We start from the raw sequence: 9,533 nt of genomic DNA, 5'->3' as shown, positions 1-9,533 counted from the left end.
GGGTAGGCTTCAATCCTCCATGCCGCCCGTCCCCCTGTGCCCCTGCTCCTCCGGACAGCGCTACCGCCAGTGCTGCGCCCCCTTCCACCGAGGCGAGGCCGAAGCGCCCGACGCCGAACGCCTCATGCGCAGCCGCTACAGCGCCTTCGCCCAGCGCGACGCCGCCTACCTGTGGAAGACCCTCCACCCGGACCACCCCATGCGCGCCCGTCCAGAGGCGGACGTTCTGCGCGAGCTGCGCGCCTTCGCCCAGGGTCACCAGTACCCGGGGCTCGTCGTGCTGGGCCACCAGCCGCCGGACGCCTCCGGCCTCGCCCGCGTCCTCTTCTTCGCCAAGGTGTTCGAGAAGGGAAAGGACCAGTCCTTCGTGGAGCGCTCCGACTTCCGCCACGACGGCACCGGCTGGCGCTACCTGGAGGGCATCCTCAAGTTGCCGCGCGAACTGTCCGTGCCGCCCGAATCCCTCACGCTCGACACCTTCCCCGCGGGCTGAAGAAAAGGGCGCGGAAATCCCCCGTCAGGATTTTCGCGGCCCTTGCGTCAGACACCGTGCTGCCCGGCCGGAGAGGCCCTACACGCACTGGTACGGCTCCCCCATGGGGGGCTTGCGGTTCGAATCCGCTCTGGCCTGAAACGCCACCCAATCGCGGCTCCTCCACTCGGGCAGCACCCTTTTCCCCTCCCTCAGCGCGCGGACTCCGCGTCCAGGTCGCGCGAGGAGAGGTCCCGGTCGTCTCCGCTGCCACCAGGCGCTCCGTCCGCGCCCAGGGACACGATGACCGCCTCATCCTCGCCCAGCAGCAGGTACCGGTAGTCATGGCCCCACGGGTCCTGGGGCAGCCTCGCGAGGAGGCCTTGCTCCACCAGCGTCCCCAGCCCCGTGTCCGGGTCCGGCAGCCGCCCTGCCTTCTCCACGTGCAGTCGCAGGGCTTCGTCGAGCGCCTTGAAGTCCAGCGCCACACGCCGCTGCTTCCCGTGGTGGTGGTCCATGATCATCCGCACCGTCAGGACCACCGCGCCGGTGAGCAGGGACAGGATGCCGAAGATCACCATGAGCTCAATCAGTGTCTGACCGCGCCACCGCCGCGTGTCCCCCGTCCTCCCGCGTGGGAAGCCGTGCGCAGCCGTGGAGAAGCAGCCACGGGTCCGGCCCCTCATCGCGCGGCCCCCGCATCCTGGTCACGCGAGGACAGGTCCCGGTCGTCGTCATAACCGCCCGGAGAACCGTCCGCTCCCAGTGACACGATGACCGGCGTGTTCCGCTCCAGCGTGTACACGTAGTCATTGCCCCACGGATCCAGGGGAAGCTTCGGGAGGATCTGCTCGTCCACCAACGCGCGCAGCCCCGTCACGGTGTCCGGCAACCGGCCCTTCTTCACGACGTACAGTTGCAGGCTCTGTCCAATCGTCCCGAAGTCCAGCGCCACGCGCTTGTGCTTCGCGGTCCCCAACTGCCCCAGCACCGCCACGCCCACCGCCGCGGCCACCAGTCCCAGGATGGTGATGACCACCATGATTTCAATCAGCGTCATGCCGCGCTGACGCCGCACCACTCGCCTGCTCTTGTCCATGTCTGTCCTTCCGCCACGGCGCCCCACGCGCCGGTCCCAGGCGAGACGGAGCCTGCAACCCGGCCCGCGTCCCACCCGGAACGGGCGTGTTTGCAATCAGCGCGCCTCTCTTCGCCCAGCCCCTTCGCGTGAGTGGAAACCCCAGCCACCACCGCCTTGTCCGCGCTGAAGGAGTCCTCCAGGACAGGGCCGCACGCCCACCGTGGCTGGAAACCCTGTCTGTCTTTCTGGCAGGAGCACGGCGCGCGGCACCGCCACCGTGTCGCGCACCGCCCCTCCCGCGCACCCATTGCCGGAACGAAGGGCCCGAGCCTTCCCGATGTCCCTGCCAGTGCCCCCGCCACTTGCGCGCACGCCGTCCTCCGCGATACACGCCTCGCACCGAATCGAATTTGCGAATCAATCTCAAAATTAGCCGGTCAACGCGGGAAACCGTGAGCGGCCAGCGAGGCGGGTCCATGCGGGGACACAAGGCGATGTGGGGGGCGAGGCTGTTGGCGGCGGTGCTGCTGCTCGGGGCGTGTGGTGACGACCCGGTGCCCCTGCCGTCGAACAACACGGACGCGGGCGTGACGCTCGACGCGGGCACGGACGCCGGCACCGATGCGGGCACCGAGGCCGATGCCGGCACGGATGCCGGCGTGGAGACGGACGCAGGCGTGGAGACGGACGCGGGCACCTGGACGGATGCCGGCACGGACGCGGGCACGCAGGTGGCGGCGCCCACGGTGACCTTCACCTCTCCCACGGATGGCGCTCAGGTGGAGCAGTCCTCGGTGGACGTGCGGGTGGTGGTGCGCGCGGAAGGGGGCATCGCGGCGCTGACGGTGAAGCTCAACGCCGGGCCGGCCACGGACCTCACCCCGCTGTCAGGGCAGACGGAGCAGCAACTGACGGTCCCCGTGGAGGCGGTGGTGGGCGAGAACACCGTCATCTTCCATGTGGAGGACGAAGCCGGCCAGTCCACCGACGCGACCCTGCACTTCACCTACGGCGACCTCCAGGCGCCCACTGTGGTGCTCACGAGTCCCACCGAGGCCCAGGACCTCACCGTGTATCAGGTGCGCGTGACGGGCCGGGCCACGGACAACATCGGCGTGACGGGCTTCACCTTCCAGTTCAACGACGGCACGGAGCAGTCCGAAGCCGTGGCCACGGACGGCACCTTCAACTTCGTGCTCTCGCCCGCGCGCGGTGACAACACGCTCGTGCTCCGGGCGCGCGATGCCTTCGGCAACGCCACCGAAAAGCAGGTCCACTTCCGCTTCGGCCGGTGGGTGACCGGAGGCGGTTCGCACTCGGGGCTCCTGCGCGACGGCAAGGTGTACGTCTGGGGAAACAACAACCTGGGCCAGTTGGGTCTGGGTCAGCCGGGGCCTTCGGCTGGCAACTCCCCGTCGCCGCTGCTGTTGGCGGAATTGCCCCCGGTGGGCGCGGTGGCGTTCGGCCAGAACAGCTCGCTCGCGGTCGGGTTGGATGGAACGGTGTGGACCTGGGGTGACAACAAGAACGCGCAGTTGGGCCTGGGCGTCCCCGGCTCCGGCACGCTGGATGTGACGACGCGCTGGGCTCCCGTGCGCGTGCCGTCGCTGACGGACGCGGTGACGGCGGTCCGGGGCTTCACGCACGTGCTGGTGCTCGCCGAGGACCACACGGTGTGGGCCTTCGGAAGCAATGGCTCCGGCCAACTGGGCGATGACACGACGAAGAGCGCCTCCGACGTGCCGGTGAAGGTGGTGGACCTGACCGACGTCATCCAGGTGGCCGCTGGCTCCGAACACTCCGTGGCGCTGCGCGCGGACGGCACCGTGTGGACGTGGGGACGCAACGCCTCCGGAAACCTGGGCCTGGGCACCACGGACAGTGGACCGCACGCGCGGCCCGCGCAGGTGCCGGGACTCACGGACGTGGTGGACATCGCGACGGGCAAGGACCACACGCTCGCGCTGCGCGCCGACGGCACCGTCGTCTCCTGGGGCCTGGGGGTGAGTGGGCAACTGGGCCAGGGCCGGAGCGGTAACGAAGGCGACAGCGCCGTGCCAGTCGCCGTGCTCGACCTCACGAACGCCACGTCGGTGGCCGCCAACGGCACCGTCAGCTTCGCCCTTCGCGCGGATGGCACCGTCATCGGCTGGGGACAGAACTCCACCGGGACGCTGGGCACGGGCGACAAGGTGACGCGCACGTCGCCCTCGACGGCCGTGGTGGGACTCACGAATGTGAAGACGCTGGGCGTGGGCGCGTTGCATGTCGTGAGCGTGCGGCACGACGAGGCCCTCTTCAGTTGGGGTTGGAACTTCAAGGGCAGCCTGGGAGGCGGCCCCGCCGCCAAGGAGTCCTGGGCGTACTCGGAGCCGCTCCAGGTGACGCTGCCGTGAGAAGGGCCGCCCTGCTCCTGATGGTGGCGGTGTGCTCCTGCGGCGAGACGCCCCCGCCGCAGGAGGACCCCTTCCTCCCGCCTCCGCCTCCGCTCGACACGGAGGCGCCGGTGTTGCGCATCGACACGCCCGTCCCGGGCCAGTGGTTGAACGTGCCCCGCCTCCGCCTGAGCGGCGACGTGGGAGACGCCACCCGGGTCGAGATATGGGTCGATGACGGCATCTCCCGGACGCTGTCCGTCGCCGGCTCCACGCTGGCGATGGAGCTGACAGTGCCGCCGGGCTCGCACGTGCTCCACGTGTCGGCCACGGATGCCGCGGGCAACACGGCGACGCAGGACGTGCCATACGACGGAGGTCCGGGGCTTGGCGGTGGACTCAGCCACACGGGCGTGGTGCGCCAGGGACGCCTCGTCACCTGGGGCAGCAATGGTCGGGGGCAGTTCTGTGAAGCCACACCTGAAGAGCGGCTGAGTCCCGCGCTCACGCTCGAAGGTCAGCGGCCCATCGCCCTGTGGTCGGCCATGGACACCACCGCGTGGCTCTCCCCTGACGGAAGCGCGTGGCTGTGCGGCGCGCTGGCCTCCCTGCTCGACGCGGGCGGCACCGGGGTGGGCAGCGCCCGTCGCGTGGAAGGCGTGAAGGACGTGGTGGGCCTCGCGATGGGCGGTGGCCACGTGCTGCTGCTGGATGCGAGCGGGCAGGTCTGGGCGTTCGGGACCAACGCGCGCGGACAGTTGGGGCTGGGCGAGGAGGGTGAAGCGGTGACACAGCCCACCACCGTGCCGGACCTCACGGACGTGGTGCAGGTGGTCGCGGGCAGCGAGCACTCCGCGGCGCTGCACCGCGACGGCACCGTGTCCGTCTGGGGCTACAACCGGGACGGCGTGCTGGGCACGGGCGAGACAGAAGAGCGCGTGCAGGCAGCCCCCAGACGCGTGCCCCGTCTGGAGCAGGTCGAACACCTGGCTTCGGGGCGCAGCCATCTGCTGGCGCTGCTCTCGGATGGAACGGTGCGCGCATGGGGCACGGGGACGTCGGGACAGCTCGGCCACGGCGACGCGGGCTTCGGCGCGGGGCGTGCGCAACCCACGCCGGTCCTGACGCTCACGGGCGCCACGGCGGTGACGGCCGCGAACAACTCCAGTTGGGCGCTGGGCCGCGACGGCACGGGCTGGGCGTGGGGCCTCAACAGCACCGGACAGCTTGGCGTCGGTGACACCAATCAGCGCGTCACGCCCACGCGGCTGGCCACGGACCTGCCGCTGGTGGAAATCGCGGCGGGGGCACAGCATGCGCTCGCGCGCACGCGGGAGGACACGGTGATCATCTGGGGCGGGAATCTCAGCGGACAACTGGGTCTGGGCGACGGCGCCCCCAGGAGCGTGTCCACGCCACGCGCGGTGAGCCTGCCCTGACGGTCCCCATGCGTTCCATCCCCTTGATGAAGTCCGCGCGGCGCCTCGCCCTCACGCTCACGCTCGCGTCGTGCGGGGAGCCCGCGGCCCCCATCGTCCCGCCGCCGGACGAGCCGCCCATCGAGACACCGGACGACGTGCCCCTGGAAGTCGCTCCGCTCGAACCGGATGAAGCCCGGATGGGCGGAGCCACCACGGTGTTCCGCGCCGACCCCGAAGCGTTCCTGCAACCCGTCGCGAACATCACGGTGGAGCGCAAGTCGCGCTTCCTGCTGGGCGAAGCCAACTTCGAGGTGGACTGGGTTCCTTCTCCGAGCAGCCAGCGAGACCGCGACGGTCTGGGTCCGCTCTTCCACGCGACCTCCTGCCTCGCCTGCCACGTCGGCAACGGCCGGGGCGCCCCCGTCGTGGGAAGCGCGCAAGCCCCCGCGCCCCTGTTGATCCGCCTCTCCCTTCCCGGCCAGGACGCCCACGGCGCTCCGATTCCCGAGCCCACCTACGGCGACCAGTTCCAGCCCCGCTCCATCGCCGGCACCCCCGCCGAGGGACAGGTGCAGGTGACGTACGAATCCCTGCCGGCCATCACGCTCACGGGCACCACCTCCGTGAGCCTCCAGTCCCCGAGCTACACGCTGGTCGAGCTGGGCTACGGACCGCTCGAGCCCGACGTGCGCATGTCCCCGCGCATCGCGCAGCCGATGGTGGGCCTGGGCCTGCTCGCCGCCATCCCGGACGCGACGCTGCTCGCATGGGCGGACCCCGACGACCGCGACGGCGACGGCATCCGAGGCCGACCCAACCGCGTCTGGAGCGTGAAGGAAGGTCGCGAGGTGCTGGGCCGCTTCGGCTGGAAGGCGAACCAGCCCGACCTGGAGCACCAGGCCGCGGGCGCGCTGCTGGGAGACATGGGCCTCACCTCGCCGCTGTTCCTCCAGCCCGCGTGCACCGCCGCACAGACGCGCTGCCAGGAAGGCGCCACCGGCGGCGAGCCCGAGGTGGACGCCACGAACCTCGCCACCCTCTCCGACTACTCGCACCTCATCGCCGTGCCCGCGCGCCGGGGCGCCGACCGCGAGGACGTGCGCATGGGCAAGGCCGCCTTCCTGCGCGCGGGCTGCGCCGGCTGCCACCGCCCCACCACCGTCACCGGCGAGCTGCCCGGCTTCCCGGAGCTGTCGCACCAGCGCATCTGGCCGTACACCGACCTGCTGCTGCACGACCTGGGTGAAGCGCTCGCGGACGGACGCGACGACTTCCAGGCCACCGGCACCGAGTGGCGCACCCCTCCCCTCTGGGGCCTGGGCCTCACCGCCACCGTGAATGGCCACACGCACCTGCTCCACGACGGCCGGGCCCGCTCCGTCCTGGAAGCCATCCTCTGGCACGGCGGTGAAGCGACGGCCTCACGCGAAGCCGTGCGGCGCATGTCCCCCAGGGAGCGCGCGGCACTGCTCACGTTCCTCGACTCGCTTTAAGGCGGCGAGGTCCGGGGAAGGACCGTCACAGGTAGCCCCAGACATAGCTATTTTCGGGCTCCGGCACGACCTCGAGCCTGTCAAAGCGACCCTGCCGGACCTCGATCCTCGCCCAGACATTCGCATCGCACCGCGGACACCTCCCAAGGCCGTAGGCCCAGAAGCTCTGGCCTTTCAGTCCGGGCTCGGGCCCCACCACCTTCCGTAGACACGCCCTCCCGTAGACATCCTCCCCTTTCCGAAAGGTCTCGAAGTCAAGCAGCCCGATGTACGCCTGGAACACGAACTCCGGCCCCTCGCCACATGCAGGGCACGCAACCGGCCACTCGAACTCGTTGAACAGCCCCATACGGCCTCCCTCCGACGTGAACGACGTCAGCCTTCCACCCACGGGCGCCCGTGGGCCCGCCTGACATCACGTCGACAGGTGCGGCAGCGGGCGCAGATGGTAGCGGGCCTCGAAGGCGTTGAAGAGGTCCAGGTACTGCTCCAGGTAGCGCGTCATCAGGAAGCGACGGCGCACCGTCTCATGCGCGTGCTGTCCCATCTGGTGGCGCAGCTTCGGACTCTTGAGCAACTGCACGATGCGCCCGGCGCACTGCTCCTCCGAGTCCACCAGGAAGCCGTTGTGCCCATCCTGGATCTGATGCCGGATGCCGCCCACGTTCCCACCGATGACGGGCGTGCCCTTCCACATCGCCTCCGCCACCGTGAGCCCGAAGCCCTCGCGCAGCGACTTCTGCACCACCACCGCCGCGCGGCGCTGGAGCGCGTTCACCAGCGCCGTGTCCTCCCGGCTCAGGATGATGAGCCGCTCATCGCTGTGCCGCATCACCTCTGAGTACACGTCCTGCCCTTCCGGATCGTCCGCGGCCATGTTGCCCAGGAGCACCAGCGTGCACGGCATCTGCTTGCGCGCCAGCCGCCACGCGGCCACCACGCCCTCCGGATCCTTCCACCGGTCGAAGCGTGAAATCTGCACCACCAGCGGCAGGTCCGTGGGGATGTGGTGGTGCGCCAGCCGCTCGTCCATCTCCGCGTCGTTCATCTCCCGGTTCTTGATGGAGAACGGATCGATGGCCGGCATGAAGAACAACTGCGGCACGCTCAATTCGCGCTCGTACTCCGGGATGCTCAACACCGCCGCGTCGTACTGCTCCACGAAGGGCTTCAGGTACGCCCACAGCGCGGGGTCCGGCCGCGACAGGTCCACGTGACAGCGCCAGATCCACGGCCCGCGCTTGCGGCTGTGCCGCACGATGGGCAGCGGCTGCGGATCATGGATGACCACCCGGTCATGGTCCAACCGGTTGCGCACCGCGTTCTCGTAGACGACATCCTCGTAGATGGTCGCCTTCATCGGCGTCAGGTGGATGTCCGCGCCCTGCAACGCGTTGTGCATCTTCTTCGTGATGTTGAAGAAGTCCGGCGGGCCCTGGATGGCGCGCCACTCCGTCGCCATGCCCACGCTGTTCATCAACAGCGTCAGCGGTGACAACAGCTCCGCCACCCCACCGCCGTAGTACGTGGAGTTCACGTGCGCGACCCGCAGGTCCTGCAGCGGACGCGCCTTCTCCAGGATGCGCTCCACCACCTCCGCGCCCACGTAGCGCTCGTAGTGCTCGACCTGGACCAGCGGATGCGGCTCGTTCTTCCTCATGCCCCTTGTCTGCGTCCGCGCTCCCGCGCGTGCCACTCTCCCCCCACGCCGGATGCCCGCTGCCGCACACACCCCCGGCACCGGAGAACCCCCTCCAACGCTCAGGGCTCCTCGGGCGTGTACGCCACCAGCCACAAGGGCGAATCCCCGCACTGCACCAGGCAGTCGTCCCCCTGCCGCGCCAGGAGCGTGCCCGGCGCCGCCTGGGGGTCTTCGCCCCGCCACGCGCGCGTGCGCTGCACCCGCACCCACCGGCCCTGCAACAGCGCGCGCGCATCACCGTTGCCCTCGCGCCACGCGGCGAAGCGGCACGCGCGCACCTTCAGATGCACGGAGCGCGCGGTGTCCCGCCAGTCGATGTCCCGGTACGCCAGGTCGAAGAAGGGCGCGGGCGTCGCCGCCGCGTCCACCTGCGGATCCCCTGGCTCACGCCGGGCCACGCACTCCAGCATCCTCGGCAGCAACCGGCGCGACGCGCGCATCATCCGCTCGAAGAGGACCTCTTCCGTGTCCTCGTCGATGACGGGGAACGTGCCCTGCACCAGCACCGGCCCGGTGTCGAACGTCGCGTCCATCCGGTGGAACGTCAGCCCCAACTCCCGCGCGTCGTCGCGCAACGCCCAGCCCACCGGACACGGCCCCCGGTAGCGCGGCAACAGCGACGGATGCACGTTGACCGCTCCCCGGGGCGCCAGCGCCAGCGCCTCCGGCGTCAGCTTCCACGGGAAGAAGAAGGACAGGAGCAGGTCCGGCTCCAGCGCCGCGAGCCGCGCCGTCAGCAGGGCCCGCTCGTTCACGAACAGGACCTCCAGCGACGGCGGCGCGGATTCGAACAGCCGCCGCAGCTCCGTCCACCCCTCCATGTCCAGGGGACGCAGGCCCCGCACGCCGACGGGCACCACCACCGCCACCACGTCATGCCCCTGGGCCCGCAGCGACAACGTGAAGTCGTGCGCCACCGAAGGCGCCACGGTCAGCAACACGATGCGCCAGCCAGACGCGACACCGGGAGTCGGCATGGCCGTCTCCTA

The 9,533-nt window shown here is 70.4% G+C and carries 9 protein-coding genes; 4 read left to right on the top strand and 5 right to left on the bottom strand.

What is annotated here, in order from left to right; translation table 11 throughout:
* The first annotated feature begins 19 nt into the window (after window positions 1-19).
* Window positions 20-493, top strand: coding sequence for a YchJ family protein (locus tag D7V88_RS14510; protein WP_120541235.1), 474 nt, complete (start codon window positions 20-22; stop codon window positions 491-493).
* A 191-nt stretch (window positions 494-684) separates the two neighbouring features.
* Here D7V88_RS14510 and D7V88_RS14505 read toward each other — a convergent pair whose 3' ends face one another.
* Window positions 685-1,158, bottom strand: a complete 474-nt coding sequence (locus tag D7V88_RS14505; RefSeq protein WP_120541234.1) for a type II secretion system protein GspG — start codon at window positions 1,156-1,158, stop codon at window positions 685-687.
* Complete coding sequence (locus D7V88_RS14500; protein ID WP_120541233.1) at window positions 1,155-1,571, bottom strand: type II secretion system protein GspG; 417 nt, start codon at window positions 1,569-1,571, stop codon at window positions 1,155-1,157. The genes D7V88_RS14505 and D7V88_RS14500 overlap by 4 nt, the downstream gene beginning before the upstream one ends.
* 458 nt (window positions 1,572-2,029) lie before the next feature.
* Between D7V88_RS14500 and D7V88_RS14495 the strand changes: the two genes are divergently transcribed.
* The 3 genes from D7V88_RS14495 to D7V88_RS14485 are packed head-to-tail and all read left to right on the top strand — an operon-like array spanning window position 2,030 to window position 6,842.
* Window positions 2,030-3,949: an RCC1 domain-containing protein gene (locus D7V88_RS14495; protein ID WP_120541232.1), complete on the top strand. Its 1,920-nt coding sequence runs from the start codon at window positions 2,030-2,032 to the stop codon at window positions 3,947-3,949.
* Window positions 3,946-5,367, top strand: coding sequence for an RCC1 domain-containing protein (locus D7V88_RS14490; RefSeq protein ID WP_147448737.1), 1,422 nt, complete (start codon window positions 3,946-3,948; stop codon window positions 5,365-5,367). The genes D7V88_RS14495 and D7V88_RS14490 overlap by 4 nt, the downstream gene beginning before the upstream one ends.
* Before the next feature lie 8 nt (window positions 5,368-5,375).
* Window positions 5,376-6,842 carry a di-heme oxidoreductase family protein gene (locus D7V88_RS14485; RefSeq protein WP_244238143.1) on the top strand — a complete coding sequence of 489 codons (1,467 nt, stop codon included), beginning with the start codon at window positions 5,376-5,378 and terminating at the stop codon, window positions 6,840-6,842.
* Between the two features lie 25 nt (window positions 6,843-6,867).
* On the opposite strand, the gene D7V88_RS14480 is transcribed toward D7V88_RS14485, so the two are convergent.
* The 3 genes from D7V88_RS14480 to D7V88_RS14470 all read right to left on the bottom strand — a co-directional run bounded on the left by D7V88_RS14480 (window position 6,868) and on the right by D7V88_RS14470 (window position 9,521).
* On the bottom strand, window positions 6,868-7,191 hold the full coding sequence (locus D7V88_RS14480) for a hypothetical protein (protein ID WP_120541230.1): 324 nt from the start codon (window positions 7,189-7,191) through the stop codon (window positions 6,868-6,870).
* Window positions 7,192-7,257: 66 nt separating this feature from the next.
* Complete coding sequence (locus D7V88_RS14475; protein WP_120541229.1) at window positions 7,258-8,502, bottom strand: glycosyltransferase; 1,245 nt, start codon at window positions 8,500-8,502, stop codon at window positions 7,258-7,260.
* Window positions 8,503-8,603: 101 nt separating this feature from the next.
* Window positions 8,604-9,521, bottom strand: coding sequence for a methionyl-tRNA formyltransferase (locus D7V88_RS14470; protein ID WP_120541228.1), 918 nt, complete (start codon window positions 9,519-9,521; stop codon window positions 8,604-8,606).
* Window positions 9,522-9,533 lie beyond the last annotated feature (12 nt).

Source organism: Corallococcus terminator (assembly GCF_003611635.1).
Lineage (GTDB): Bacteria > Myxococcota > Myxococcia > Myxococcales > Myxococcaceae > Corallococcus > Corallococcus terminator.
Note: the sequence above shows the minus strand (reverse complement) of the source record. Positions and strands in the feature narration are given on the sequence as shown.